This window comes from Nocardioides sp. WG-D5, assembly GCF_054031175.1.
On the sequence record NZ_CM132928.1, the window covers coordinates 1,673,167 to 1,697,686 of the forward strand.

General features: G+C 71.3%; 25 protein-coding genes. 8 read left to right on the forward strand and 17 right to left on the reverse strand.

Features of this window, described 5'->3' with window-relative positions; genetic code table 11:
- Nucleotides 1-17 precede the first annotated feature (17 nt).
- The 5 genes from ACWZJV_RS08095 to ACWZJV_RS08115 are packed head-to-tail and all read right to left on the reverse strand — an operon-like array spanning nucleotide 18 to nucleotide 5,647.
- Nucleotides 18-1,037 carry an SDR family NAD(P)-dependent oxidoreductase gene (locus ACWZJV_RS08095; RefSeq protein WP_457181006.1) on the reverse strand — a complete coding sequence of 340 codons (1,020 nt, stop codon included), beginning with the start codon at nucleotides 1,035-1,037 and terminating at the stop codon, nucleotides 18-20.
- Complete coding sequence (locus ACWZJV_RS08100) at nucleotides 1,034-2,374, reverse strand: cryptochrome/photolyase family protein (protein ID WP_457181008.1); 1,341 nt, start codon at nucleotides 2,372-2,374, stop codon at nucleotides 1,034-1,036. The genes ACWZJV_RS08095 and ACWZJV_RS08100 overlap by 4 nt, the downstream gene beginning before the upstream one ends.
- Nucleotides 2,371-3,633, reverse strand: a complete 1,263-nt coding sequence (locus ACWZJV_RS08105; protein WP_457181011.1) for a class I SAM-dependent methyltransferase — start codon at nucleotides 3,631-3,633, stop codon at nucleotides 2,371-2,373. Before ACWZJV_RS08105 ends, ACWZJV_RS08100 begins: the two co-directional genes overlap by 4 nt.
- Nucleotides 3,630-4,385: a DUF1365 domain-containing protein gene (locus ACWZJV_RS08110; RefSeq protein ID WP_457181013.1), complete on the reverse strand. Its 756-nt coding sequence runs from the start codon at nucleotides 4,383-4,385 to the stop codon at nucleotides 3,630-3,632. The genes ACWZJV_RS08105 and ACWZJV_RS08110 overlap by 4 nt, the downstream gene beginning before the upstream one ends.
- On the reverse strand, nucleotides 4,382-5,647 hold the full coding sequence (locus ACWZJV_RS08115; RefSeq protein ID WP_457181015.1) for an NAD(P)/FAD-dependent oxidoreductase: 1,266 nt from the start codon (nucleotides 5,645-5,647) through the stop codon (nucleotides 4,382-4,384). Before ACWZJV_RS08115 ends, ACWZJV_RS08110 begins: the two co-directional genes overlap by 4 nt.
- Nucleotides 5,648-5,750: 103 nt before the next feature.
- On the opposite strand from ACWZJV_RS08115, the gene ACWZJV_RS08120 reads away from it, so the two are divergent.
- Together ACWZJV_RS08120 and ACWZJV_RS08125 are read left to right on the forward strand one after the other, a co-directional pair.
- Nucleotides 5,751-6,188, forward strand: a complete 438-nt coding sequence (locus tag ACWZJV_RS08120) for an SRPBCC family protein (RefSeq protein ID WP_196873053.1) — start codon at nucleotides 5,751-5,753, stop codon at nucleotides 6,186-6,188.
- Between the two features lie 8 nt (nucleotides 6,189-6,196).
- A complete protein-coding gene (locus tag ACWZJV_RS08125; protein ID WP_457181018.1) occupies nucleotides 6,197-7,093 on the forward strand; it encodes a MerR family transcriptional regulator in 897 nt (298 codons plus the stop codon).
- A 31-nt stretch (nucleotides 7,094-7,124) separates the two neighbouring features.
- On the opposite strand, the gene ACWZJV_RS08130 is transcribed toward ACWZJV_RS08125, so the two are convergent.
- Nucleotides 7,125-8,300 (reverse strand): dipeptidase, encoded by a 1,176-nt coding sequence (locus ACWZJV_RS08130; protein WP_457181020.1) that lies wholly within the window; start codon nucleotides 8,298-8,300, stop codon nucleotides 7,125-7,127.
- A gap of 135 nt (nucleotides 8,301-8,435) precedes the next feature.
- Between ACWZJV_RS08130 and ACWZJV_RS08135 the strand changes: the two genes are divergently transcribed.
- Together ACWZJV_RS08135 and ACWZJV_RS08140 are read left to right on the forward strand one after the other, a co-directional pair.
- Nucleotides 8,436-9,479, forward strand: coding sequence for an Lrp/AsnC family transcriptional regulator (locus tag ACWZJV_RS08135; protein WP_457181022.1), 1,044 nt, complete (start codon nucleotides 8,436-8,438; stop codon nucleotides 9,477-9,479).
- Nucleotides 9,480-9,555: 76 nt separating this feature from the next.
- On the forward strand, nucleotides 9,556-9,939 hold the full coding sequence (locus ACWZJV_RS08140) for a DoxX family protein (protein ID WP_196873046.1): 384 nt from the start codon (nucleotides 9,556-9,558) through the stop codon (nucleotides 9,937-9,939).
- A gap of 17 nt (nucleotides 9,940-9,956) precedes the next feature.
- Here the strand turns inward: ACWZJV_RS08140 and ACWZJV_RS08145 are convergent, their stop codons facing one another.
- Together ACWZJV_RS08145 and ACWZJV_RS08150 are read right to left on the reverse strand one after the other, a co-directional pair.
- Nucleotides 9,957-10,727: an enoyl-CoA hydratase/isomerase family protein gene (locus tag ACWZJV_RS08145; RefSeq protein WP_457181025.1), complete on the reverse strand. Its 771-nt coding sequence runs from the start codon at nucleotides 10,725-10,727 to the stop codon at nucleotides 9,957-9,959.
- 52 nt (nucleotides 10,728-10,779) lie between these two features.
- Nucleotides 10,780-11,253 (reverse strand): nucleotidyltransferase domain-containing protein, encoded by a 474-nt coding sequence (locus tag ACWZJV_RS08150; protein ID WP_457181027.1) that lies wholly within the window; start codon nucleotides 11,251-11,253, stop codon nucleotides 10,780-10,782.
- A gap of 87 nt (nucleotides 11,254-11,340) precedes the next feature.
- On the opposite strand from ACWZJV_RS08150, the gene ACWZJV_RS08155 reads away from it, so the two are divergent.
- A complete protein-coding gene (locus ACWZJV_RS08155; RefSeq protein WP_457181029.1) occupies nucleotides 11,341-11,973 on the forward strand; it encodes a potassium channel family protein in 633 nt (210 codons plus the stop codon).
- Here ACWZJV_RS08155 and ACWZJV_RS08160 read toward each other — a convergent pair.
- A complete protein-coding gene (locus tag ACWZJV_RS08160) occupies nucleotides 11,970-13,316 on the reverse strand; it encodes an ATP-binding protein (RefSeq protein WP_457181031.1) in 1,347 nt (448 codons plus the stop codon). The two genes, ACWZJV_RS08155 and ACWZJV_RS08160, sit on opposite strands and share 4 nt — an antisense overlap.
- Nucleotides 13,313-13,990 (reverse strand): response regulator transcription factor, encoded by a 678-nt coding sequence (locus ACWZJV_RS08165; RefSeq protein ID WP_196873038.1) that lies wholly within the window; start codon nucleotides 13,988-13,990, stop codon nucleotides 13,313-13,315. The genes ACWZJV_RS08160 and ACWZJV_RS08165 overlap by 4 nt, the downstream gene beginning before the upstream one ends.
- A gap of 79 nt (nucleotides 13,991-14,069) precedes the next feature.
- Between ACWZJV_RS08165 and ACWZJV_RS08170 the strand changes: the two genes are divergently transcribed.
- Nucleotides 14,070-14,399, forward strand: a complete 330-nt coding sequence (locus ACWZJV_RS08170) for a PepSY domain-containing protein (RefSeq protein WP_457181034.1) — start codon at nucleotides 14,070-14,072, stop codon at nucleotides 14,397-14,399.
- Between the two features lie 14 nt (nucleotides 14,400-14,413).
- Nucleotides 14,414-15,181 (forward strand): hypothetical protein, encoded by a 768-nt coding sequence (locus tag ACWZJV_RS08175; protein WP_457181036.1) that lies wholly within the window; start codon nucleotides 14,414-14,416, stop codon nucleotides 15,179-15,181.
- 2 nt (nucleotides 15,182-15,183) lie between these two features.
- Here the strand turns inward: ACWZJV_RS08175 and ACWZJV_RS08180 are convergent, their stop codons facing one another.
- Genes ACWZJV_RS08180 through ACWZJV_RS08195 form a run of 4 tightly spaced genes read right to left on the reverse strand, consistent with a single transcriptional unit; the run spans nucleotide 15,184 to nucleotide 20,388 of the window.
- Nucleotides 15,184-17,037: a YhgE/Pip family protein gene (locus tag ACWZJV_RS08180; RefSeq protein WP_457181038.1), complete on the reverse strand. Its 1,854-nt coding sequence runs from the start codon at nucleotides 17,035-17,037 to the stop codon at nucleotides 15,184-15,186.
- Nucleotides 17,034-17,687 (reverse strand): hypothetical protein, encoded by a 654-nt coding sequence (locus tag ACWZJV_RS08185; RefSeq protein ID WP_457181040.1) that lies wholly within the window; start codon nucleotides 17,685-17,687, stop codon nucleotides 17,034-17,036. The genes ACWZJV_RS08180 and ACWZJV_RS08185 overlap by 4 nt, the downstream gene beginning before the upstream one ends.
- Before the next feature lie 52 nt (nucleotides 17,688-17,739).
- Nucleotides 17,740-19,221 (reverse strand): flavin monoamine oxidase family protein, encoded by a 1,482-nt coding sequence (locus tag ACWZJV_RS08190; protein ID WP_457181042.1) that lies wholly within the window; start codon nucleotides 19,219-19,221, stop codon nucleotides 17,740-17,742.
- A gap of 18 nt (nucleotides 19,222-19,239) precedes the next feature.
- Nucleotides 19,240-20,388 (reverse strand): flavin-containing monooxygenase, encoded by a 1,149-nt coding sequence (locus ACWZJV_RS08195; protein ID WP_457181044.1) that lies wholly within the window; start codon nucleotides 20,386-20,388, stop codon nucleotides 19,240-19,242.
- A gap of 54 nt (nucleotides 20,389-20,442) precedes the next feature.
- Here ACWZJV_RS08195 and ACWZJV_RS08200 point away from each other — a divergent pair, with 54 nt between their 5' ends.
- Nucleotides 20,443-21,102 (forward strand): TetR/AcrR family transcriptional regulator, encoded by a 660-nt coding sequence (locus ACWZJV_RS08200; protein ID WP_457181046.1) that lies wholly within the window; start codon nucleotides 20,443-20,445, stop codon nucleotides 21,100-21,102.
- A 4-nt stretch (nucleotides 21,103-21,106) separates the two neighbouring features.
- Here ACWZJV_RS08200 and hutI read toward each other — a convergent pair whose 3' ends face one another.
- The 3 genes from hutI to ACWZJV_RS08215 form a co-directional block, all read right to left on the reverse strand.
- Nucleotides 21,107-22,258, reverse strand: a complete 1,152-nt coding sequence (gene hutI / locus ACWZJV_RS08205) for an imidazolonepropionase (RefSeq protein ID WP_457181048.1) — start codon at nucleotides 22,256-22,258, stop codon at nucleotides 21,107-21,109.
- Entirely contained in the window at nucleotides 22,255-23,442 is a 1,188-nt protein-coding gene (locus tag ACWZJV_RS08210; RefSeq protein ID WP_196873021.1) for an allantoate amidohydrolase, read from the reverse strand. The genes hutI and ACWZJV_RS08210 overlap by 4 nt, the downstream gene beginning before the upstream one ends.
- 155 nt (nucleotides 23,443-23,597) lie before the next feature.
- Entirely contained in the window at nucleotides 23,598-24,506 is a 909-nt protein-coding gene (locus tag ACWZJV_RS08215) for an ABC transporter substrate-binding protein (RefSeq protein ID WP_196873019.1), read from the reverse strand.
- Nucleotides 24,507-24,520 lie beyond the last annotated feature (14 nt).

Below are 24,520 nucleotides of genomic sequence, written 5' to 3' on the forward strand. Positions count from 1 at the left end.
GTCGGATGACATCGGAGCTAGGGCCGCTCGAGGCCGGCGGCGGCTGCCGCCCATGTCCACAGCTCGCCGGTCTCGCCGCGACCCGGACGGGTCGACGACCGATAGCTCGTCGGACGCCGGCGACGGTCGTGCCAGAAGGTGCCGGACGGCGGGGTCGGCTCGGTGGCCGCCAGCCACACCGCCGTGTCCGCGCCCGCCTCGGCCGGACGCAGCAACGGTCGGGTCAACGTACGGAAGGCGGGGAGTGATCGAGCGAGGCCCGGGGTGTCCGCCCAGCCGGGGTGCATGACGAAGGTGGCGATCCGGTCCGGCGACCAGCGTCGGTCCAGGATCGGGGCGAGCTCCACCTGCATGCGCTTGGACCGCGCGTAGGCGACGGCACCCCGATAGCTGCCGTGCTCGAACTCCGGGTCGTCGACCGGGAGCGGCTGGGTGTACATCCCTCCCGAGGCGACGAGGACGACCCGGGCGCCGGGCTCCGAGCGGCGCAGGGCCGGCAGCAGGCGCTCGGTCAGCCGGATCGGCCCGAGCACGTGGGTGGCGACGGAGAGCTCATGGCCCTCGACCGACTCGGTCCGCTCGGGCGGCATGACGCCCGCGTTGTGCACGAGCACGTCGAGCCCGATGCTGCCGCCCGCTCGCGCACAGAACTCGTCGGCGAACGCGTCGATCATGGCCGGGTCGGAGACGTCGCAGCGCTCGATCCGAAGGTCGGCGACCCGCCCCTCGCCACGCAGCAGCCGCTCGATCCGGGCGATCGCGGGCGCGGCGCGCTCGGGTGAGCGGACGAGGACATGGACACGGGCACCGAGTCGGGCCAGGCCCAGCACGGTGGCCTCACCGAGACCGCTGCCACCACCGGTGACCAGCGCATGACGCCCGGCCAGCGCTCCGGGACGCGGGTCGCCCGCGGCCCACCGGCGGCGACGGATCGCGTAGCCGAGACGCGAGTAGCCGAGCAGGACCGTGCGGTCGAGCAGGCGGTCGAGGCCGCGATCAGGTGCTGAGGTGCGGCCGATGTGCCGCCGCGTGGTCATCGCCTGGACTCCTTCAGCTCGGCGAGCCGGTCCAGCGCCTCGCGTCGCTCTTCGGCATGGTCGACGACGGGTTCCGGATAGCCGTGGGCCAGCCCCTCGGAGTGACGCCACGGCTCGTGGGCCGCCGCCCCGGGGAGGTGGCGGAGCTCGGGCACCCAGCGCCGGACGTAGTCGCCCTGCGGGTCGAACCGGAGCCCCTGGGTGACCGGGTTGAAGACGCGGAAGTAGGGCGCGGCGTCGGTCCCGGTCCCGGCCGCCCACTGCCAGCCGTGGCTGTTCGAGGCCATGTCGCCGTCGAGGAGATGGTCCATGAAGTGCCGGGCGCCGACGGGCCACCACATGTGCAGATCCTTGACCAGGAAGCTCGCAACGACCATCCGTACGCGGTTGTGCATCCAGCCCTCCGCGAGCAGCTGGCGCATGCCGGCGTCGACGAACGGATAGCCGGTGGTGCCCGACTTCCACGCCTCCAGCAGCTCGGGGTCGTCCTCGTAGCGCATCCCGTCCAGGCCGTCCTTCAGGTCACGCCAGGCCGACCCGGGATCGTGCCAGAGGACGTCGGCGTAGAACTCGCGCCAGGCCAGCTCCGCGACGAAGCGCTCGACATCCTCGCCGGAGGCCCCGGCGCCGTGGGTGCCCAGATCGGCCAGCAGCGTACGCGGGTGGATCTCGCCGTACTTCAGCGCGACCGAGAGGCGGCTGGTCCGGTCGAGGTCGGGTCGGTCCCGGGACTCGGCATAGCCAGCCAGGTCCTCCGCGCAGAAGTCCTCCCAGCGGTGGAGCGCCGCACGCTCACCGGCCTCCTGGTCGGAGTGGGACGGCAGCGGGTCCGACTCGAGCTTCGTCATCCACTCGACCTCGGGATCGCCGGCGGGCGCCCGCCACCCGTGTTCCCGCCAGGCCCGCAGGAAGGGGGTGAAGACGCGATAGGGCGCCCCGGATGCGTTGCGGACCCTGCCCGGCGTGACCGCGTAAGGGCTCCCGGTGCCGACCAGCCCGATGCCCGCAGCCGCCAGACGCTGCTCCACCGCCGCGTCGCGTCGCCGGCCGTAGGGGGTCGTCTCGGTCGAGACGTGCACCTGGCTCGCCCCCGCCTCGGCGGCGACATCGGCCACCACCTCGGCCGGGTCGCCCTGCCGGATCACCAGCGCGCCATCCGTCTCCTCGCGCAGCGCGGCGAGCGAGGCGAGCAGCCGCTCCCACCTCCGTCCGGAGCCGGCCAGGCGCGGGTCGAGCACGAACAGCGGAACCACCTGCCCCTCGGCGGCCGCCGCCTGCAGCGCGGGATGGTCCCCCAGCCGCAGGTCTCGTCGGAACCACATCAGTGAGGTCGTCATGGACGGTTCCGTTCATCGGCTTCCAGGCGGATCTGGGCGACGTCGATAGCCCCGGCCCGGAAGCCCGCCTCGCAATAGGCGAGGTAGAACTCCCAGGTGCGCCGGAACTCCTCGTCGAACTCCTCCGACCGCATCTCCGGCCACGCAGCCAGGAAGGCGGCGCGCCAGCGGCGGAGCGTCTCGGCGTAGTCGGCGCCGAACCTGTCGGTGCGGGTCACGCTCAGACCGACGTCGGCGGCCTGTTCGGAGATGACGGTCTCGGACGGGATGAGACCGCCCGGGAAGATGTGCTTCTGGATCCAGCCGTAGGAGTTGCGGGTCGCCAGGTAGCGCTGGTGCGGCATGAGGATCGCCTGCAGGGCGATGGCGCCGCCGGGGCGGACCAGCCGGGACAGGGCGGCGAAGTAGTCGGGCCAGTAGCGCTCGCCGACCGCCTCGATCATCTCCACGCTGACCACGGCGTCGAAGGTGCCGACGACGTGTCGGTAGTCCTGCACGAGCACGTCGACCCTGTCGGTGAATCCCGCGTCCTCGATCCGCTCCCTGGCCAGCGCCGCCTGCTCGACCGACAGCGTGACCGTGGTGACCCGGGCTCCGCGGCGTGCCGCCTCGATCGCGAGCGTCCCCCACCCGGTGCCGATCTCGAGCAGATCGTCACCGGCACCGACGCCCGCCAGGTCGAGGGCAGCGTTGACCTTGCGCAGCTGGGCCTCCTCCAGATCCTGCTCCGCGACCGGACGGGTGTGGTCGAACAGGGCCGAGCTGTAGCTGAGGCTGGGGTCGAGGAAGGCGGCGAACATGTCGTTGCCGAGGTCGTAGTGGGCGGAGATGTTCTCCTGAGAGTCCTCCACCGCGCCGCGCTGGTCGGCGGGGATGGGCTGGTCGACCAGGCGGCGCAGCCGCAGCATCCAGTCCGGGAGCAGCCTCGAGAGGCGTTCGGCGTACGGCGTCAGCGCATCGGCGAGATCGGTGCCCTCGGCGGCGTACCAGTCGCCCGCCGTGTAGGCCTCGCCGAGGCCGATCTTCGGGTTCTCCGCGATCCGGGCGAAGAGGGACTCCGGGCGGTGCAGCACGATTCCCGGCCGTCCCTCGGTACGCGATCGCTCGTTGAGCAGGCCGCCGTCGGGGAGCACGACGTCGACCGGGACCTGCCGGGTCGCCAGGCGCAGGATCTGCTTGGCGATCCCTGCTCGCAGGCTCTTGGAAGCAGCGGGCGCCCTGTGCGCCGGCAGCCCGAGCGTCACAGGCTCTGCGGTCATGATGTGGTCTCCTTCGGAGTGGCCGGACGTGGGACGAGGGGCAACCTGCGCAGCCAGAGCCGGATCCCGTGGAACCGGATGAGAGCGCTGACCCGGTGTGGCATCAGGAGGTGGGAGAGGCTCACCCGCAGCAGTGCGCGATGCGTCGCCGGCTCCGGGGTCCCGCGCGTGGTCGCCGTCAGCACGCGGGCGCCGTCGCGGTCGAGGCCGACGGTCACGGACACCTGTCCTGGATCGACCTGCAGCCGGATGTCATAGGTCCCGGCCAGGTCGTTGAACGGCGAGACGTAGAAGGCCTTGCCGGTGCGGGCTCGTCCGTATCGATCGACGTCGATCAGGTAGGCATGGCGTTCGCCGTACGTGTTGTGCACCTCGAAGACGACGGCGCGCAGGACGCCGTCGTCCGACTGCACCCAGTAGACGGTGAGGGGGTTGAAGACATGACCCAGGACGCGGGCGTTCGCCAGCATCAGCACCCGGTCGGTCGGCGCGAGGTCGACGCCACGGCCGGCGAGGAAGACACCGAGATCGCCACGTACGCCACCACCCGACGAGCCCCCGTCGAGATGGTCCTCGACCCGGAACCCGGCCAGGGGACGCAGCCAGAACGGGAGCCGAGGCGGATCGTCGACGTCGATGAGCCAGTGGTAGCTGCGGTGGCGGAAGGCGTGCCGCAACGGCAGCTCCCGGGTGTGGCTGACGTAGCCGACGACCAGCGCCGGCACCTCGGGGAAGACCGGTGACGGGATCACCACGTCACCCCGAACGACTCGGCTGCCTCCACGCCGGAGCGACAGCCGTCCTCGTGGAAGCCCCAGCCGAGATGGGCGCCGGCGAAGGCCAGCCGAGGCCCACCGGCCGTACGCAGCCGCGCGGCCGCCGCGACCGCCTCGGTGGTGAAGACCGGGTGCTCGTAGGTCATCCGCGCGGTGACCGTGGCCGGGTCGACATGCTCGGTCGCGTTGAGCGTGACCACGTGCTCGTCGCGGTCCTCGAGTCCCTGGAGCCGGTTCATCCAGTAGCTGACGACCACCTTGTCGGCGCCGCCGTCGCAGGAGGCGAGGCGGTAGTTCCACGAGGCGCGGGCACGTGGCGAGTCCGGAAGCAGGGAGGCGTCGCGGTGCAGCCAGGTCTCGTTGCGCGAGTATCGGATGGCGGCCAGGTCCGCCTTCTCCTCCGGGGTGGCGTCGACCAGCAGCCTCAGGGCCTGGTCCGCGTGGGTCGCCACGACCACGCGGTCGAAGCGCCGGGAGCCGGCCGCGGTGCGCACCTCCACACCATCGGCGTGCCGCTCCACGGCGGCGACCGGCTCACCGACACGGACGTCGCCCAGCCGTTCGGCGATGCGGTCGACATAGGTGCGCGACCCGCCCACGACCGTGCGCCAGGTGGGCGACCCGGTGACCTGGAGCATCCCGTGGTGGTCGAGGAAGGCGAAGAGATGCCTCGCCGGGTAGGCGGCCGCGTCCTCGTCGCCGCACGACCAGACGCACGAGACCAGCGGCACCGCGAAGTGCTGGACGAAGTGGTCGCTGAAGCCGCCCTCGGCGAGGAACTGCCCCCACGTCAGGTCGCTGTCGGTCCCGAGCAGACGGCGGGCACGGCGGTGGAACCGCGGCACCTGGGTCAGCATCCGGACGAAGCGCAGGTCGCCGAGACGACCCGGGTCGGCCAGGATGCCGCTCAGCCCCCGACCGCCGGCATAGGACAGGCCGCAGTCGTCGCAGACGATGCTCATGCTCATCTCGGTGGGCCGGGTCTCGACGCCGAGCTCCGCGAACAGGCGGAGCAGGTTCGGATACGTGCGCTCGTTCATCACGATGAAGCCGCTGTCCACCCGGAGACGGTCTCCCGAAGCGGCCGAGACGTCGTGCGTGTGCGCGTGACCGCCGAGCCTCCGCTCGGCTTCGAAGAGCGTGACGTCGTGGGTGCGGCCGAGGAGATGGGCCGCGGTCAGCCCTGACACCCCGCCCCCGATCACGGCGACGGTCGGCCGCTGGGCCGTTCGGCTCATGGGTACTCCCTCTTCAGGCAACAGCACTGCCGCTGGCTCGTTCCGGTGATCGAATGTACAATCTTTGTACAAGGTATGTCAAAGGTTTGAAAGGGGCACGATGATGAGAATCGATCGGACCGTGGAGACCTCCGCACCGACCTCCGAGGTCTTCGCCTTCCTGGCCGACTTCACGACCACCGAGCAGTGGGATCCGGGCACCGTGCGCACCGAACGCATCTCCGGCGACGGCGGGGTCGGGACGGCGTACGCGAACACCTCTCGGTTCCTCGGACGCAACACCGACCTCACCTATGTGGTGGAGGCCTACGAGCCCGGTGCGCGGGTCGAGCTACGCGGTGAGAACAAGACGGTCGTGGCTCATGACACGATGACCTTCGTACCGACAGCCACGGGCGGAACATCTGTTCGCTACGTGGCCGATTTCGAGCTGAAAGGTATGGCCAGGATGGTGGCGCCGCTGCTGACCCCCGCCTTCACCCGCCTGGGCGACAAGGCGTCCGACCAGATGCGCGCGACCCTGGACCGACTGGGCCGGTAGCCGATCAGATGTTCACCATCAAGCACGCGGCGGAGCGGGTCGGCATCACCACCGCGACGCTTCGTGCCTGGGAGCGCCGCTACGGCGTCATCGCGCCGCACCGGTCCGAGAGCGGCTACCGGCTCTACGGCGAGCGCGACGTCGCCGTGCTGCGCTCGATGAAGCATCTGGTGGATCAGGGCTGGGCGGTCGGTCTCGCCGCCGCCGAGGCGATCCGGCTCGATCGTGAGCAACCCGATCACCTCCCGACCGCGGAGGCGCGGGACGGCGGGAGCCACACCCAGCCCTCCCCCGGCCTCGCCCGGAGGTTGACCGTCGCCGCGGCTGCGCTCGACACCGGCGACCTGGCAGCCGTCCTGGACGAGGTGTTCGCCCTCAGCAGCTTCGAGACGGTCATGACCGACCACGTCTTTCCCGCGCTGGAGGAACTCGGCGACGCCTGGGCGGACGGCAGGGTCAGCGTCGCCGGCGAGCACCTGGCCTCGAACGCGGTGATGCGCCGCCTAGCCGTCGCCTACGAGGCGGCGGCCGCCCATGGTCACGGCCCCCGCGTCGTCCTCGGCCTGGCCCCCGGCACCCGCCACGAGATCGGTCTCCTCGCCTTCGCCGTCGCCGCTCGGCGACGCGGCCTGGACACCGACTACCTGGGAGCCGATCTTCCGATCGACGACTGGGTCGGCGTCGCCGGCGATCCCGCCCTCGCCGCCGTGGTGCTGGCGATCCCCACCACCGCCGACATCCCCGCCACCACCACGGTGATCACCGCCCTGCGCGACCACCGTCCCGACCTCGTCGTCGCCGTCGGCGGAGCACAGCAGAGCCAGGCTCCCGAACCCGCTGCCCGCCTGGGCCACGACATCGCCGCCGGCGCGAAGACGCTGGCCGCGATGATCTCGCAGCGCTGACCGGCCCGGGCACGGAGCACGCCGGACCGGCCTACTCGGGCAGCGTGGCCCGCAGCACGCGCAGCGTGTTGCCGCCCATGATCGCGGCCACCTCGGTCTCGTCGTAGCCGCGATCGACGAGCTCCTGGGTGATGGCGGCGAGGTCGCTGGTGTCCCAGCCGACGGTGGTCGAGCCGTCGTAGTCGCTGCCCAGCGCCGCGGTATCGATGCCGCCGACCTCGACGACATGGTCGATGGCGTCGACCACGGCCTCGACGGTCAGGTCGCACACCGCGGCGTCCCAGTAGCCGACGCCGACGACACCGCCGGTCGCGGCGACCCCGCGTACTTCCTCGTCGGTCAGGTTGCGGTTGACGTCGCAGGTCGCCTGGACGCCGCCGTGGCTGAGCACCACCGGCTTGGTCGCCATCGCGAGCATCTCGGCGACCGCAGCGTGGCTGGCGTGCGCGATGTCGACGATGATGCCGCGACGCTCCATCTCGACGAACACCCGGCGCCCGAGGTCGGTGAGGCCGCCCTTCTCGACCCCGTGCATGGAGCCGGCCACCTCGTTGTCGAAGAAGTGGGTGAACCCGGCCATCCGCATGCCGGCGTCGTAGAGCGTGTCCAGGTTGTCGAAGTCGCCCTCGAGGTTCTGGAGACCCTCGACCGAGAAGAGCGCACCGGTGACCTGCTTCCCGGCCTCACGGTCGGCGATGAGGGCGTCCAGGTCGGCACGGGTGCGGATCAGCCGCAGCTTGCCGTCGGAGTCCGCCGCCGCCTTGTCGAGCTTCTGGGCGTGGTAGAGCGAGCGGTCGAGGAGCGAGGTCCAGGTGCGCGGCGGCTGGAGCTGCGCGAAGGTCAGCAGGGTGATGTTGTCGCTGTCGCCGGTGTTGCGGTCGTAGTTCTGCCCCTTCGGCGACTTCGACACCGACGAGAACACCTGCAGCGCGACGTTGCCGTCCTCCATCCGGTGCAGGTCCATGTGACCCCGGTCCGAGTGCTCCAGCACGTCGCGGTCCCACATCAAGGTGTCGCTGTGCATGTCGATGACCTGCAGGGAGTCGTGCAACCGTCGCGTCTCGGGCGTGACCTCGGGCAGGCTGGCCGACTTGATCTTGTTCCGGCCGTTCTCCACGATCCCTGGCGCCAGGGCGAAGAAGCCGGCGCCGCCGACGAGGAGGACGGCGAGTACGGCCAGGAGCAGGGGCTTCGTCCAGCGGGTCATGGGTCGGGATCCTCTCGGGGCAGGCTCGGCACGACCGAGCACACGGGCGGGGACGAGTATCACGGCGGGTGCGCCGGAGGCCGGGGAATCGGCCCGAATCGCCCGTCCGGCGGGGCGATCGGACAGGATGTGACCATGGCGACACTGGATGAGGACGACTTTTCGCTCATCCACGCGCTGCAGATCAGGCCGCGGGCCTCCTGGACGGACCTGGCCGCCGCGCTCGGCACCTCGCCGACGACCCTGAGCCGTCGCTGGCAGCGGTTGCGTGCCGACGGCAGTGCCTGGGTCATGGCCCACCCACGGGTCCGTGGCCACGACGGAGCCAGCCTCGCCGTCGCCGAGATCGCCTGCGCCGGCGGACGGGCCGGCACCCTCGCCCAGGAGCTGGCCGACTGGCCGATGATCATCACCATCGAGGAGGCGGCCCGCGACTACGGCCTGATCGTGACGGCCGTCGGCCTCGGCCCCGGGGACATGCCCAGGTTGCTGCTCGACGACCTGTCCGCGCTGCCAGGCGTCCTCGGCGTACGCGCCCACCATGTCGCCCGGCTCCACGTCGACGCGAGCAGCTGGCGGGTCGGCGGGCTCGACCGTGAGCACGCCCGGGCAGTGGCTCGGATTCCCGACCACGCCGGCGGCGCCAGGTCCGCTCCGGTCAACCCCTGGGCCGAACCGTACGCCGCCCTCACCCAGGCCCTGATCCGCAACGGCCGCAGCAGCGCCGCTGACATCGCCCGCCACACCGGCCGGCCGCTGTCGACCACCCGCCGCCAGCTCGGCCAGCTGCTCGCCTCCGACGCCCTCACCTTCCGCTGCGAGGTCGCCCAGGGCCTGACCCCGCTGCCGATCGTGGTGCAGACCTGGTGCCAGGTGCCGGTCGGGGCGGTCGACGAGTGTGTGAACCGCCTACGGACCACCCCCGGCGTACGCCAGGTCGTCGGCCTGCCCGGACCGACGAACCTGCTGATCGGCACCTGGACGCGCTCGGCCGAGAGCGCGATGCTCCTCCACGAGCACCTCCAGCGCGACCTCGCGCTCACGGTGGTCGAGTCAGCGATCGTCCTGCGCCAGATCAAGCGTCTCGGCTGGAAGCTCGACGAGCTCGGCCGCTCGACCGGGACGCTGGTCCCCTACCCACCCAGCACGGACGGCACCGTCGTTCCCGACGCCGGCTGACGCCGGTCGGGGGTCGTGTCACAGAGCGTCGTGTCCTCTCGTCTCCTGTGGTGAACCCACGGAACAGGAGAGAACAATGAACGTCGTCCTCTGGACCGCCGCCGGACTGCTGGCCCTCGTCGCCCTGGCCGGAGGCCTCACCAAGACCTTCGTGCCTCTGGACAAGCTGGCCGAGCACGACGGCGCCGCATGGACCCGCGGCGCCAGCCCCACCTTCGTCAGGACCCTCGGGATCCTGGAGATCCTGGCCGCGATCGGACTCATCCTTCCCGCCGTGCTCGACATCGCACCTGTCATGGTGCCCGTCACCGCCGCCTGCTGGATCGCCCTGATGATCGGCGCGATGATCACCCACGGCCGCCTCGGCCAGGCGAAGCTCGTCCTGGTCAATGTCGTCTACCTCGCCATCGCCGCCTTCATCGTCGTCGGCCGCTTCGGCACCACGCCCTTCACCGCCTGACGGGCCCGCAGGCGGGATCAGCGTCCGAGCACCGCGCGGAGCCGGCCCACCTGGGCGGTGCGCTCGGCGAGACGCTGCTCGTCGAGGCTCCGGCCGGGGGCGGATGCCAGGAGCTCGTGCGTACGCCGCACCGCGGTCGCGTCGTGGGCGAGGAGAGCTGCCACCAGCTCGGCGAGGGTGGCGTCCAGCTCGACCGCCGGGACGGCGCTCTGCGCCAGCCCGATCCGCTCGGCCTCGTGCGCGCCCACCTTGCGCGCGGTCGCGCAGATCTCCAGGGCCCGCGAGTAGCCCACGGCCTCGACCAACGGCTTGGTCCCGGCCAGATCGGGAACCAGCCCCAGCGCCGGCTCCTTCATGCAGACCCAGGTATCCTCGGCCATGATCCGCAGGTCGCACGCCAGCGCCATCTGGAACCCCGCCCCGATCGCGTACCCATCGACGACCGCGATCGAGATGAACCGCGGGTCGGCCAACGCCACGAACGGCCGCTGGTACTCCCCGATCAGGTCGACGACCTCCTGGTCGCTGCGCGCCAGCGTCGCCACCAGGCTGCCCTCCACCTCGGTCTGCCCCGGGTCGACCAGCGACAGATCCAGCCCCGCCGAGAAGATGCCACCCGCCCCACGCACCACCACGACCCGGACCTCGTCCGGAAGCGACTCGAGGAACCCCGCGATCGCCGCCCACATCGCCGGATGCTGCGCGTTGCGTACGTCAGGACGATCCAGCAGCACGGTCGCCACAGCGCCGTCGATGCTCAGCTCGACACCCGGCTCGTTGATGTTCATGGCTTGTCGATCCCTTCGGGCAGGAGTACGTCACGCGACGCCACAAGCTCCATCAGAGCAGCACAGCATCACGTCGAACATCATCGTCCACTCGTGGCTTCAGGCCGCCGTAGTCGACCAGGTCGATCTCCCGACCGAGCACCTGCTCGATCATCCTTTTGAACCGGAGAAACCCGAACGACGACGTTCCCTGTGGCGACTCGACAATCAGGTCGATGTCGGAGTCGAACCGCGCCTCACCGCGAGCCACCGACCCGAAGACCGCGAGCCTGCGGTAGCCGGCATCCTCGGCAACGCTCCTGAGGACCGGCCCTGCTGCCTCGATCAGCGCTTCGGGATGAATCCGTGCGAGATCCTGAGCCACCTTCAGCTGCTGACTGACCGCCGGCTGACTCACCCCGAGGTCGGCGGCGATCTCTCGTTGGCTCATCCCGGACGCCACCATCGCCCGGAGCGCCAGCCCACGCCGAAGCCGCGCTACCTCCTCCGCATGTCGCGCTTGGCGGTACGCGGCCAACACCGTCATAAGGCGACCTTATCGCCACATACCGGATTCGGAGCACCATCGATCGGATAGCCGGATGTCCCCATCCAACCGACCTACGCTCGCCCGATGACTCGTGTTCAACGGTGGGAGCACCGGACCGAGATTCCACTCCTGCTCCTCGCCGTCGCCTTCCTCGTCGCGTACGCCTGGCCGATCGTCGACCCCCGTCTGAACCGCACTCTCGAGGAGATGCTCACGGTCGTCTTCTGGACCGTATGGGCCGCGTTCTGTCTCGATCTCGTGATCCGAGTCCTGCTGGCCGACCGACGCGGTCACTACCTGCTCCACCATTGGTACGACGTCGCCCTCATCGGCCTCCCGGTGCTGCGGCCGCTGCGTATCCTCCGTGCGCTAGCCTTCGCCCGCCTGCTGAGCCGCTCGGCCGCGCGGACGTTCGTCGGCCAGACGACGCTCTACGTCGTGGGCTCGGCGATCATCGCCGTCTTCCTCGGCGCGCTCGCCGTGCTCGACGCGGAGCGATCAGCTGCCGACGGGAACATCAAGACGCTCGGCGATGCGGTGTGGTGGGCGTGCACGACGGTCACGACCGTCGGCTACGGCGACCACTACCCGGTCACCACGAGCGGGCGCCTGGTCGCGGTTGCGCTGATGGTGGTCGGGATCGCGCTCGTCGGCTCCGTGACGGCCGCCGTCGCGACCTGGTTCCTCCAGCATGCACAGGCCGAGCACGCGGCCTAGTGGCCGGGCGGCGACGCAACCACCAGACGTACGCGGGTGCGGCCGCCGGAGTGCTCGACGTCGATCGAGCCGCCGTGGGCACGCGCGATCTCACGGACGATCGTGAGACCGAGGCCGGGGTCTGCTGATCGCGGCCAGAAGTCCTGCGGTTGGCCGTCGCCCTCGTCGGTGACCGTGACGACCGCGTGGCCGGGCGCTGCGCTCACAGTGACCTCGATGGCACCGGCACCGTGCCGGACGGCGTTGTCGACGAGATTCGACAGGGCCCGGTCGAGGCGGGTGGCGTCGCCGTGGACCTCGACGGGTGGCGCAGCCGTCAGTGTGAGGTCCCGGCGTCCGGCCGCCACCCGGAACCGATCCACGACCCGGGCGGCCAGATCCACCAGGTCGAAAGGTCGCGACTCGATCGACAACGAGAGATCCTCCGACCCGGCCCGGTCCAGGAGCTCCTCGGCCAGGGCGATCAGGCGGCGCACCTCGTCCTGGACGGAGGACAGGGCCAGCCGCAGCTCCTCGGGCGTGCGCTCACCAGCCAGCGCCAGCTCGATCTCGGTGAGCATCAGTGCCAGCGGCGTACGCAGGTCGTGGCTGGCTTCGGCGACGAACCTCCGCTCCCGCTGCAGGCCGTCGTCGAGGCGTCCGATCATGGCGTTGAGGGTGAGCGCGAGGCGGCGCAGCTCGTCGTCGGCCTCAGGGACCGGGAGGCGCTCGCCGGCGCTGCGCGCGGAGATCGTGGCCGCCCGCGAGCGCATCCGCTCGATCGGGCGCAGGCCCGCGCCGGCGACCAGATAGCCGAGTCCACCGGCGACGGCCAGGGCGAGCGGCCCGGCGATCAGCAGCTGGTTGCGCAGCGTGGTGAGAGTCTCGTCGGCGTCCTCCCGTGACGTGGCGACGACCAGGAATCCGTCCTCGACCGGCTCGACCAGGAGGACGAGCCGCTCCCGTTCCGGATCGGGCTTCCCCGCGGCCGCGGCGTCGTCGTCGAGGACGGTGGCGGTCCGCTCGAGCCAGCCGATCCTGTCGAACCCCCGCAGCTCGGCGGCATCGAGAAGCGGGTCCGCGACCAGACCGGACGAAGCCCGTACGTCACCCCGCGCGGTCAGCACCTGGGCGTGGACCTCGCCGCGAAGAGCCGAGACGGCCTCCAGCAGCTCGCGGCCCCGCAACGACCCGAGCCGGTCGGCCTCGGCACCGACCGAGTCGCGCAGGCGGTCCTCCAGAGCATCGCTGACCCGCAGCTGGACCAGGACGCCGAGACCGGTGACCGCGACCGCCGTCGCGGCCAGGAAGGCGAGCGCGACCCGGGTACGCAGCGGCCACCGCGACGGCGGCCAGGCCCTCACGACGCCTCCGCGGTGAGCCGGTAGCCGACGCCGCGTACGGTCTGCAGGGTGTTCACGCCGAACGGCCGGTCGATCTTCGCGCGCAGATAGCGCACGTAGACGTCGACGACGTTGGAGGTCACGTCGTGGTGGCCGCCCCAGGCCAGCGCGAGCAGCTGCTCGCGGGTGAGCGCCTGGCCGCACCGGCGCATCATGGCCTCCAGGAGTGTGAGCTCCCGGGTCGACAGCGACAGCTCGGTCGTCCCACGCCAGACCCGCCTCGCCGCGGGGTCCATGCGCAGGTCGCCGACCTCCAGCATCACCGGCCTGGGCACGGGGCCACGGCGCGCCAGAGCACGCATGCGGGCGAGCAGCTCCTGGAAGGCGAACGGCTTGGCGAGGTAGTCGTCGGCACCGCTGTCCAGACCGGCGATCCGGTCCCCCACCGCGGTGCGTGCGGTCAGCATGAGGATCGGGGTCCACACCCGCGCCGCCCGCAGGCGACGGCAGACCTCGAACCCGTCGATGTCGGGCAGCATGACGTCCAGCAGCATCACGTCGTAGTCGGCGGCGCGCGCCGAGGCGACGGCCTGCGAGCCGGTCGTGACGGAGTCGACCACGCCACCACGCTCGGTCAGCCCACGGGCGACCAGCGCGGCGAGCTTCTCCTCGTCCTCCACCAGCAGCACCCGCACATGCTCATGCTAGGCACGCAGATGAGGACCGGATGAGAGACTCATCGGCTCCTCATCGAGCCGCCGTAGCGTCGATGGCATGAACCCGACAACCACCCACAAGCGCATCGCCGTGGTCGTCGCGGCCGCGGCCGTGGTCAGCGCCGGAACCGTCGGCGCGGCCAGTGCCCTGTCCGGCGACGACGACTCCCACGAACAACCCATCCCCGCCTCCGAGCTCGAGCAGGCCGAGCGGGCCGCACTGGAGGAGACCGGCGGCGGCACCGTCACCGGGACCGAGGTCGACGACGAGGAGAGCAGGTACGAGGTCGAGGTGACCCTCGAGGACGGACACCAGGTCGACGTCCAGCTCGACGAGACCTTCCGGGTCGTCGGCACCGAGGGTGACGACTCCGGCGCCGACGACTGACCCGAGGACGTACGATGCCTCGCCTCGCCGTCGCCGTGATCGGATGCCTCCTGGTGGCCACCGGCTGCGGCACCCGGAGCGACGCACTGCCGCAGTCCGACGAGCCGGTCGAGCTCGACCCCGCCGAGTTCACCGCCGAGATCACAAACCCCTGGTTCCCGCTCGAGCCGGGCACCCGCTGGATCTACCGCGAGACCACCGAGGACGTCGAGACCGTCGAGGTGGTCGTCACCGCCACCTCGGTCACCCGCCAGATCGCCAACGGCGTGACCGCCAGGGTCGTGCGCGACACCGTCACCCTCGACGGCGAGATCATCGAGGACACCCTGGACTGGTACGCCCAGGACGAGGCAGGCACCGTCTGGTACCTCGGCGAGGACACCGCCGAGTTCGAGGACGGGAGGATCACCACCCGCGCGGGGTCCTTCGAGGCCGGCGTGGACTCCGCCCAAGCGGGGGTCATCATGCCCGCCTCCCCGGAGGTCGGCATGAGCTATCGGCAGGAGTACTACGCGGGCAAGGCCGAGGACGACGGCGAGGTGATCGACCTGGGCGAACGGGCACGTGTCCCCGCCGGCGAGTACGACGGCCTGGTGAAGACCGCCGACACCACCCCGCTCGAGCCCGACGTGCTGGAGCACAAGTTCTACGCGCGCGGCGTCGGGCTCGTCCTCACGATCGACAGGGAGGCCGGCGGCCGCGAGGAGCTGATCTCGGTCACGCACATCTCCCCCGCTCAGGCCCGCCGCGCCGGCGAGGCGCGGCTGGGTGAGACGTACTGAGGTCAGAGGACGATCTCGGGCCGCACCCGCTTGGGCGTCCAGACACGTTGTCGCCGGGCGCCGTAGGCGGTCAGCAGCAGCGCGCCGACGAGGAAGGCGGCCAGGACGAGGACGTCGGAGACGACCCGGCCGGACAGCCCGCCGTACATCAGCTGCCGGAGCCCGTCGACCGCATAGCTCATCGGCAGTACGTGGTGGAGCGGGTGCAACGGCTCGGGGATCGTCTGCCAGGGGAACGTGCCGCCGGCGGTGACGAGCTGGACCACCATCAGGACGAGGCCGAGGAACTGGCCCGGTGCCCCGAGGAGCGCGTTGAGCATGTGCACGATCGCGATGAAGGTCGCGGAGGTGAGCAGCAGGAAGCCCAACGTACCGAGCCAGTTCACCGGGGTGATGTCGACGGCGAGCCCGACGACCACGAGCACCACGACCATCTGCGCGGCGCCGATGAGTGCCGGGGTGATCCACCCGCCCAGGGCGATCCGCAGCGGGGTCTGGTTGGCGGCCAGCGCGCGGGTCGAGATCGGCCGGACGAGCAGGAAGAGGACGTATCCGCCGATCCAGGCGCCCAGGGCGAGGAAGAACGGCGCCAGCCCGGCACCGTAGGACGATGCCTTCGCCTCGGAGACCGAGTCGATCGCGACCGGGTCGGCGATCGTCGAGGCGATCTGGTCGCGCAGCTCCTCGTCGGTCGCCGGCGCCTGCGCGACGCCGTCCTGCAGGCCCTTCTTCAGATCCCCGGCGCCGGTGGCGAGCTTCGCGGCGCCGTCGCGCAGCTGGGTCGCGCCGGTGCTCAGCTCTCCGGCGCCGTCGGCGGCCTGGGAGATCCCGGCCACCAGATCGGGCATCGCCGAGGCCAGCTGCTCGTTGCCGTCGGCGACCTGGTCGGCTCCGGTGGCGAGCTCGTTCAGCTTCCCGGAGACGTCCCCGACGCGCTGGTCGACGCGGTCGAGCGGAACGGATCCCCGGTCGTAGATCGCCAGCACCTCGGCCCGCTGCTGCTCGTCCAGGCCCTGCGCCTCGAGCCGGGCGTCGAGGTCTGCCCGGTTCGCCTCGTAGGCGGCGACCGCGTCGTCGACGGCGGTCGCGGCCCGCTGCCCGGTGGCGGCGATCTCGCCGTTCGCGTCGGCGACCTTGCGGGCGCCGGTCGCGAGCTCACGGGTCTTGGCGGGCAGGTCGGTGACCTTGCCCTCGATGGTGTCCAGACCGTCCTCGAGGTCGCCGGCTCCGGTGGCCAGCTTCCCGGCGCCGTCGCGGAGCGAGACCGCGCCCTTCTCCAGCTTCGCGGCGCCGTCGGCGGCCTTGACCAGGCCCGAGCGGAGGTCGGAGATGCCGAGCAGGAAGCTGGCCGCGGCCTGCTCGGAGACCTCGCTGGCGATGGCGTCGCGGACCTTGTCGGTCACGTTGGTCGCGATCGTCGTGGACAGGTAGGAGTTGGCGTCGTTGGTGATCACCTGGATCTGCGCCTGCTTCGGGTCGAGCCGCTCCGCACCGGTCAGCGTCCGGGAGAACCCCTCCGGGATGCGCAGCGCGAAGTAGTAGTCGCCCTCGCGGATGTCCTTCTCCGCCTTCGCCGTGGAGGTCTCCGTCCAGTCGAAGTCGCCCGACTTCAGCAGCTTGTCGGCGACCTGGCGCCCCGCGTCGATCTCGGCGCCGTCGGTGGTGGTGGCACCGGTGTCCTCCACGATCAGCGCCGCCGGGAGCTCGTCGAAGTGGGCGTACGGATCGTGGTTGGCGTAGAGGTAGAGCCCGGCGTAGAGGGTGGGCACGACCACCAGCGCGACGATGACGAGCTTCGCCAGCCGGCCGGCCGTGATCCGGCGCAGCTCGGTCAGCGCGATACGCAGCGAGTTCATGCTTCCTCCGTCGGGCCGATGGTGAACGTACGCACGTCGCTCGGGATCACCGCCGCAGGGCTGGCGGTGACCAGGACGCCGGGCCTCGGGCCGGCCCCGGCGAGATCCTCCGCGATGGCGAGCCACTCCTCGACCGGCAGGCCGAGCCGCTCGGGGTAGGTGAGGACGAGGAAACGGGTGCCGGACCGCAGCGCCGCCATCCGGCCGAGGATCTCCAGCCGTGGTCGCGGCGGGACAGCCTCCGTGGTGATGTCGCCCGCGAGGGCGTAGTCCCCCAGCCAGCGGTCGATCGCCGCAGCGCTCGGCTTGTGCTTCGCCATGGCGAGCTCCTCGCCGAGGATCGTACGGAACGGGACCATCTCGTCCGGCTCGGAGACGCCCGGCACGTCGACGAGCGCCACCGCGCCCTGGAGGACCCGGGGCGACACGTCGCCGTCCAGCGCGACCCTGCCCGCATCCAGCCGCAGCCGTCCTGCCAGTGCGAGCGCCAGCGACGTGTGCCCGCCTCCCGGGGGACCGACGGCCACCGCGACCTCTCCCCCGCGCAGCGTCAACGTCGTGGTCGGAAGCAGATCTCGAGCCCCCTGCCGAGCGCGTACGCCGGTGGCCCGCAGCGTCGTGGTCTCCTCGTCGACCGCCTCATCGCTCATGATCGAACCCTGTCATCAAATGCCACCGATGACGGGCACAGACACGAACCGCCTACGGCGCCGTCACCTCGGCCGCGGCACGCTTGCCTGCACGGACCGCACCGTCCATGTAGCCGGACCAGTAGGTCGAGGTCTCGGTCCCCGCCCAGTGGACGCGGCCGACCGGCCTACGGATCTGGTCCCCGAACCGGTACGTCGCCCCCAGGCCGGGATTGGCCACCGGGCCGCCGTAGGACCAGCGTTCGTGCGTCCAGTCCTGCTCGGTGTAGTCGATCGGGTCGAGCGCCTCCGGGCCGAACAGCCGCGCGAACCCCTCCAGCACGCCCTGCCTGCGCCCCTCGAACGGCCGGTTCCCCCAGTCGGCCCAGGTGGCGCCGCCGACGAAGGCCAGCAGCACGCCGGGGCTCCCGTCGGCGGGGCAGTTGTCGAAGGCCACCCGCACCGGCGCGACGTCGGAGATGCCGAAGCCGTTGAGGCCCTTCTCCCGCCAGAACGGCTTCTCGTACACCGCGTCGCACTTCATCAGCGCACCCATGAAGTGTCGCTGCAACAGCTGCAGCCGCTTGGGCGGCAGCAGCGGAGCCCAGTCGATCTGCGTGATCAGCGGCGGCGGCGCCGCCATGATGACCCGGGCCGCGCTGACCCGCCCGCGGTCGGTGGTGACGACCGCTCGATCGGCGAGCTGCTCGATGCGCCGGACCGGGGCGGACAGCGCGACGATGTCGCCGAGCTGCTCGGCCATCCGCAGCGGGATGAGCTGGGAACCGCCGACGATGCGCGAGTCCTGGGCCCCGTTCTCGGTGCCGGAGGACCGCTCGAAGGTGCCGGGGTTGTGCTCGTTGCCGGCGGTGGCGACGTACCAGAGCATGAACAGCAGCGAGACGTCGCGGGCATCCGCGCCGAGCAGCGGTTGCAGGTAGACCTCGAGCAGCTTGGCGGTGTCGGGGTTGACCGTGTTCTGCGCGACCCAGTCGTGCAGCGAGGTCGAGTCCCACTCCGCCGCCTTCGCCGCCAGCCACGGCGCGTCGACCGGCACGTCCTTGGACATCTCGTCCAGCTGCAGCTGCAGGCGACCGGCGTCGGGCAGGACCAACGGGTCGGGCGGGACGGTGCCCTGATAGGTCTGCCTGATGCCCCGGGAGAAATAGACGCTGTTGCCGGCGGTGTGCTCCTTGAACGTCTGGATGCCCAGCTCGTCGCACAGCCCGAGGACGTGGTCCTGGGTCGGCCCGACGAACGCTCCGCCGGCCTCGATGACCGACCCGTCTGCGAGCTCGTGGTTGAGGACGCGGCCTCCGACCCGGTCGCGCGCCTCGAGCACCACCACCGAGCGACCCTTCGCGGCCGCCTCCCGCGCAGCGACCAGGCCCGAGATGCCCGCGCCGACGACCACCACGTCGACCGTCGACGGCAGCTCACCGGCTCGGCCCTTCGGCGCGGCGGAGGCAGCGCCCGGCAGCGCTCCGGCAGCGGTCCAGGCACCGGTTGCCGCGATGCCTCCCAGCAGACCGCGGCGGCTCAGGCTCGACCTCATCTGTTCATCCTTCCGATCTCAGACGGCGGTGAACTGCTTGCTCAACGTCTTGGCGATGCGCTTGGCGTCGATGGCGATCTCGCGGAACATCCCGCTGATCGGGTTGGAGTAGCCGATGAAGTGGAGGTTCGGCGCGCCGTCCGGGGTCGCGGTGCCGGACACGACCGGGTTGCCGGCCCCGTCGAGCACACCCAGGTGGCCGACGAGCGGCTCGAGCCCACGCCGGTAGCCCGCGGCGACGATGACCGCGTTCGGCACGATCGCGGTGCCGTCGGCGAGCAGCACCTTGTCGCCCTCGAAGCCGGCGAGGGCGGCGACGGGTTCGACCTTCCCCGCCAGGACCGCGTCGACCAGGCCGACGTCGAGGATCGGGATCTCTCCGCGCCGCGCCCGGGTGATCACGCCCCTGCCCGGATCGGCCAGGCCGTACGCGGACAGGTCCGGCACCTGCAGCTTGCGGGTCACCTCCGCCAGGGCGTCACCGACCACCGTCGGCACCCGGCGCAACAGCACGCTGGTCGCCTGGGTCGGGATCGGGCCGACGGCGCGACGCAGGATGTGCGGCGGCGTACGCACGGCCAGCCGCACCCGGTCCGCACCGTGCTCGGTCAGGTCGACCGAGATCTCGGCTCCGGTGTTGCCCGGGCCGACCACCAGCACGTCCTTGCCCGCGTACGGCTTGCCGTTGCGGTAGCGACTCGCGTGGAGCAGCTCGCCGGTGAAGTCGTCGACGCCGGGCACGTCGGGCATCACCGGGGTGTGGTTGTAGCCGGTCGCCACCACCACCGCGTCGGCGTGCACGTCGCCCTGCGGCGAGCGCAGCACCCAGCCCCGCTCGTTGCGCTCGACCCGCTCGACGGTGACCCCGGTGCGGATGTCGAGGCGGTGGTGCGCGGCGTACGCCTCGAGGTAGCGGACGACGCCGTCGCGCGACACCCAGCTGCCCTCCGAGCGCGGCATCGCCATCCCCGGCAGGCCGGACAGCCATCGGACCGTGTGCAGGTGGAGTCGGTCGTAATGATTCCGCCAGCTCGAGGCGACGTCGTCGGCGCGCTCGAGCACCACGGCGTCCACGCCTCTTGTGCGCAGCGCCGCGGCGGCGGCCAGTCCGGCGGGTCCGGCGCCGATGACGGCGACCGCGGAGGTGGTGGGGACCTGGTGCGACATGCCACGCCTCTCTCAAACCTGAACATGAGTCATATTTTCGTTACACTATGTGGCATGTCCGCAGCGAGCACAAGCCCCAGCACCGGGAGCCGGACGGATCGGAGGGCGCCGGCACAGCGGCGCAGCAGGGAACGGGTCGCGAAGATCCTGGACGCGGCGGCCGAGCTGGTCGTGTCGGAGGGCGTCGACGCCCTCAGCACCCGCCGGATCTCGGAGGCTGCCGGTGTCCCCGTGGCCTCGATCTATCAGTACTTCGCCGACAAGGAGGAGATCATCCTCGCGCTGGTGAAGCGCGACACCGAGGAGATGGACGCACATGTCGCGGAGACCGTCGCCGCGCTCGAGACGCTCAGCATCCGCTCCGTCGTCACGACGACCATGCATGCCTTCCTCGACGTCTACGCTCGGCGCAAGGAGTTCGTCGCGATCTACTTCCGCGGACGCACCAGTCCCGCCGTCATCGAGTTCTGCCGCGAGCACAACGTGCGGATCGCCGAGGCACTGTTCGCTGTGATGACGGAGGCGGATCTGCTGTCCGAGGACGCGGACCTGGCCCGCGGGCTGCTCGCGGTCGAGATCGGCGACCGGGTGCTGGAGTGGGCCTTCCGCGAGGGCTACACCGGCGACCAGCGGGTCATCGACGACGGCATCGAGATGCTCGTCGGCTATCTCGAGCGGTTCGCCAACCAGACCGGTCGCACGTCGTCCGACTGAGCGGTCAGCGTCCGTCGAGCCGCTGACCGGCTCGCCAGGTCTCCGCGACCAGGGGCACCCCGGGCCGGTAGGCCAGGTGCACGTGGGACGGTGCGTCGAGGACGGCGAAGTCGGCGGCCGCTCCGATGCTCAGGTGTCCGACGTCGGTCCGGCCGAGGGCCGCGGCACCACCCGCGGTCGCGGCCGACACGGCCTCGCTCGGCGTCATGCCCATGTCGCGTACGGCGAGGGCGATGCAGAACGGCAGCGAGCTGGTGAAGCAGGAGCCCGGGTTGCAGTCCGAGGCCAGCGCGACCCGGACACCGGCGTCGATAAGGCGCCGGGCATCGACGTACGGATGGCGGGTCGAGAACTCCACGCCGGGCAGCAGGGTCGCGACGGTGCCCGACTGCGCGAGCGCGTCGACGTCGGCGTCGCTGAGATAGGTGCAGTGGTCGACCGCCACCAGGCCGAGCTCGCAGGCCAGCTGGACGCCGCCGCCGTAGGTGAGCTGGTTGGCGTGCAGCCGGCCCTTCAGGCCGACGGCCGCCCCCGCGGCCAGCACCGCCCGGGCCTGGTCGACGTCGAAGGCACCGCGCTCGCAGAAGGCGTCGATCCAGCTGGCGTGCGGCCGCGCGGCCTCGAGCATCGGGCCGGTGACCAGCGCGACGTAGTCCTCCGCGCCGATCCCCTCCGGCACGACGTGGGCGCCGAGGAACGTCGTCTCCTCGGTGAACTGCCGCGCCACCGCCAGGGAGCGCGCCTCGTCGGCGACGCTCAGCCCGTAGCCGCTCTTGATCTCGAGGGTGGTGGTGCCCTGCCGCTGCATCTCGGTCACGAGCCGGCCGACGTGGGCGGTGAGCTGCGCATCGCTGGCCTCCCGGGTCGCGCGGACGGTGGTACGGATGCCGCCGGCGGCGTAGCTCTCCCCCGCCATGCGCGCGGCGAACTCGGCCGAGCGGTCGCCGGCGAAGACGAGATGGCTGTGGGAGTCGACGAACCCGGGGATGACGGCGCGCCCTCCGAGGTCGTACGCCGCGTCGGCGGCGGGTGCCTCGGCGGCGGACCCCACCCACGCCACCCGGCCGTCCTCGACGACGAACGCGGCCTGCTCCATCACCGTTCCGGCGGCGTCACCGACGAAGAGCTCGCCGATGCCGGTGACCAGCGTGCTCATCGGGCCAGCTCCGTGAGGGTGTCGGCGAGCGCCTCGACGCCGGCGAGGCAGTCGGCCATCTCGGCCCGTTCCTCGGGCGAGTGCGAGATGCCGGTGGGATTGCGGACGAAGAGCATCGCGGTCGGGATGCCCGCGGTCGACAGGATGCCGGCGTCGTGCCCTGCCTGGGTCGGGATGATCGGCCAGCCGCCGGGAGCGGCGATCCGGGTCGCCAGGTCGGGGTCGAACTCGACGGCGGCCGAGAGCGACTCGGCGGTCACGGTGACGTGGGTCCGGTCGAGACCGGCCCGCTCGCCGGCCCGCTTCTCGAGGGTGGCCACGAGGTCGCCGAGCATCGCCTCGTCCTCGCAGCGCGCGTCGAGCCATGCGGCGACGCGCGAGGGCACCGCGTTGGTGCCGTTGGGGGTGGCCTCGATCCGGCCGAAGGTGGCGCGCTGCCCGGTGCGGCGGGCCTCCTCGTCGGCCGCGAGCGCGGTCATCGCGAACGTCAGCATCGGGTCCCGCCGGTCCTCCATGCGGGTGGCACCGGCATGGTTGGCCTCGCCGTCGAAGTCGAAGCGCCAGCGACCGTGCGGCCAGATCCCGCTGGCGACGCCGACCGCGGCGTCGCGGTCGACGAGGTTGCGGCCCTGCTCGACGTGGAGCTCGACGTAGCAGCCGATCCGGTCCAGCCAGGCCGATCGGCCCAGCGCCGGCTCGAGGCCGGCATCGGCCATGACCTCCTCGAGCGGTCGTCCGCCGCGGTCGCGCAGGGCCCGCGCCTGGTCAGGCGTCGTCAGACCGGTCGCGAGCTGGGAGCCGAGGCAGCCGAGCCCGTAGCGGGACCCCTCCTCGTCGGCGAAGACGCCGATCGCGATCGGTCGGCGTGGGTGGAAGCCTCGCTCCGTCAGGACGTCGACGGCGGCGAGGGAGGAGACCACCCCGAGCGGTCCGTCGTACGCCCCGCCGTCGAGAACGCTGTCCAGGTGCGATCCGGTGAGCACAGCGTCGTCGCCGCTCCCCCACCAGGCGACCAGGTTGCCGTTGCCGTCACGCTCGAGATCGAGCCCGCGGCGTACGCACTCCTCGGCGAACCAGGAGCGCAGCTCCATCTCGGCCGAGGTGTACGGCTGACGGAAGTAGCCCTGGGAGGAGGCGGATCTGCCCACCGGGGCGATGTCGGCCCACATGCGCTCGAACGTCATGACCCGAGTCCATCGGGATCCGGGGTTCGAGGCAAGGGTTCCGACGGGGTGAACTGTCCGGTATCCCAGACATCCCGCGAGAGCGACCGACGCAGACAGCGGCATCGCAGGCCCCGATGACCCGCGATGCCGCTTCTGTGATGCGTGCCGGAGACCTAGGCCAGACCCTGCTCGGACAGGAACTCGCTCGCCACGTCCTCGGCGTCCTTCTTGTCGACGATGACCTGCTTGACCAGGGCCGCCAGCGTCTGCGTGTCGAGCTCGGCCGAGACCGCGTCGAGCGCCTGGGTGACCGTGTCGTCGACCTTCGAGGTGGCGATCAGGGGAACGACGTTCTCCGCCGGGAAGAGGCTCTCCGGGTCATCGAGCATGATGAACCCGTTCTCCTGGATCGAGGGGTCGGTGGTGAAGAGGTCCGCCGCGTCGACCTGTCCGTTCTTCAGGGCCTGGACGGTCAGCGGACCGCCCGCGTCGAGCGCGCGGAAGGTGCCGAACTCGACCCCGTAGACGTCGGCCAGGCCCTTGACGCCCTGACGGCGTGTCTTCCACTCGGGCGGACCGCCGAGGACCAGCTCGTCGGAGACCGCGGCGAGGTCGCCGATGGACGTGAGGGAGTACTTGTCCGCCGTCGCCTTCGTGACCGCGATGGCGTCCTTGTCCTCCGCCGACGACATCGTCAGGACCGTCAGGTCCTTCGGTACGGCGGCCGTCAGAGCCTGGTAGACCGACTCGGAGTCGGTGGCGGTGGCGTCCTCGTCGAAGTAGTGCAGGAGCGCACCGGTGTATTCGGGGATCAGGTCGATCGAGCCGTCCTGCAGGGCCGGGACGTACGCCTCGCGGCTGCCGATGTTCAGGGTCTTGTCGACCTCGACGCCCTTGGCCTCCAGCGCGCCCGCGTAGATCTCGGCGATCAGGGCGCTCTCCGGGAAGTCGGCGGAGCCGACGGTGACGGTGTCCGCGTCGCCGCCTCCGGCGGGCTCGGTCGCCAGCGGGTCACCGCTGCCGCATCCGGCGAGCAGTGCGGCCGAGGCCGCTACGGCGAGGTAGATCTTCGTTCTGTGCATGGGTTCGGTTCCTC

Coding starts and splice junctions, on each gene's coding strand:
- ACWZJV_RS08095 (WP_457181006.1), bottom strand. CDS start 1,037: ATGACCACGCGGCGGCACATCGGCCGCACCTCAGCACCTGATCGCGGC.
- ACWZJV_RS08100 (WP_457181008.1), bottom strand. CDS start 2,374: ATGACGACCTCACTGATGTGGTTCCGACGAGACCTGCGGCTGGGGGAC.
- ACWZJV_RS08105 (WP_457181011.1), bottom strand. CDS start 3,633: ATGACCGCAGAGCCTGTGACGCTCGGGCTGCCGGCGCACAGGGCGCCC.
- ACWZJV_RS08115 (WP_457181015.1), bottom strand. CDS start 5,647: ATGAGCCGAACGGCCCAGCGGCCGACCGTCGCCGTGATCGGGGGCGGG.
- ACWZJV_RS08120 (WP_196873053.1), top strand. CDS start 5,751: ATGAGAATCGATCGGACCGTGGAGACCTCCGCACCGACCTCCGAGGTC.
- ACWZJV_RS08125 (WP_457181018.1), top strand. CDS start 6,197: ATGTTCACCATCAAGCACGCGGCGGAGCGGGTCGGCATCACCACCGCG.
- ACWZJV_RS08130 (WP_457181020.1), bottom strand. CDS start 8,300: ATGACCCGCTGGACGAAGCCCCTGCTCCTGGCCGTACTCGCCGTCCTC.
- ACWZJV_RS08135 (WP_457181022.1), top strand. CDS start 8,436: ATGGCGACACTGGATGAGGACGACTTTTCGCTCATCCACGCGCTGCAG.
- ACWZJV_RS08140 (WP_196873046.1), top strand. CDS start 9,556: ATGAACGTCGTCCTCTGGACCGCCGCCGGACTGCTGGCCCTCGTCGCC.
- ACWZJV_RS08145 (WP_457181025.1), bottom strand. CDS start 10,727: ATGAACATCAACGAGCCGGGTGTCGAGCTGAGCATCGACGGCGCTGTG.
- ACWZJV_RS08150 (WP_457181027.1), bottom strand. CDS start 11,253: ATGACGGTGTTGGCCGCGTACCGCCAAGCGCGACATGCGGAGGAGGTA.
- ACWZJV_RS08155 (WP_457181029.1), top strand. CDS start 11,341: ATGACTCGTGTTCAACGGTGGGAGCACCGGACCGAGATTCCACTCCTG.
- ACWZJV_RS08170 (WP_457181034.1), top strand. CDS start 14,070: ATGAACCCGACAACCACCCACAAGCGCATCGCCGTGGTCGTCGCGGCC.
- ACWZJV_RS08175 (WP_457181036.1), top strand. CDS start 14,414: ATGCCTCGCCTCGCCGTCGCCGTGATCGGATGCCTCCTGGTGGCCACC.
- ACWZJV_RS08180 (WP_457181038.1), bottom strand. CDS start 17,037: ATGAACTCGCTGCGTATCGCGCTGACCGAGCTGCGCCGGATCACGGCC.
- ACWZJV_RS08185 (WP_457181040.1), bottom strand. CDS start 17,687: ATGAGCGATGAGGCGGTCGACGAGGAGACCACGACGCTGCGGGCCACC.
- ACWZJV_RS08190 (WP_457181042.1), bottom strand. CDS start 19,221: ATGAGGTCGAGCCTGAGCCGCCGCGGTCTGCTGGGAGGCATCGCGGCA.
- ACWZJV_RS08195 (WP_457181044.1), bottom strand. CDS start 20,388: ATGTCGCACCAGGTCCCCACCACCTCCGCGGTCGCCGTCATCGGCGCC.
- ACWZJV_RS08200 (WP_457181046.1), top strand. CDS start 20,443: ATGTCCGCAGCGAGCACAAGCCCCAGCACCGGGAGCCGGACGGATCGG.
- hutI (WP_457181048.1), bottom strand. CDS start 22,258: ATGAGCACGCTGGTCACCGGCATCGGCGAGCTCTTCGTCGGTGACGCC.
- ACWZJV_RS08210 (WP_196873021.1), bottom strand. CDS start 23,442: ATGACGTTCGAGCGCATGTGGGCCGACATCGCCCCGGTGGGCAGATCC.
- ACWZJV_RS08215 (WP_196873019.1), bottom strand. CDS start 24,506: ATGCACAGAACGAAGATCTACCTCGCCGTAGCGGCCTCGGCCGCACTG.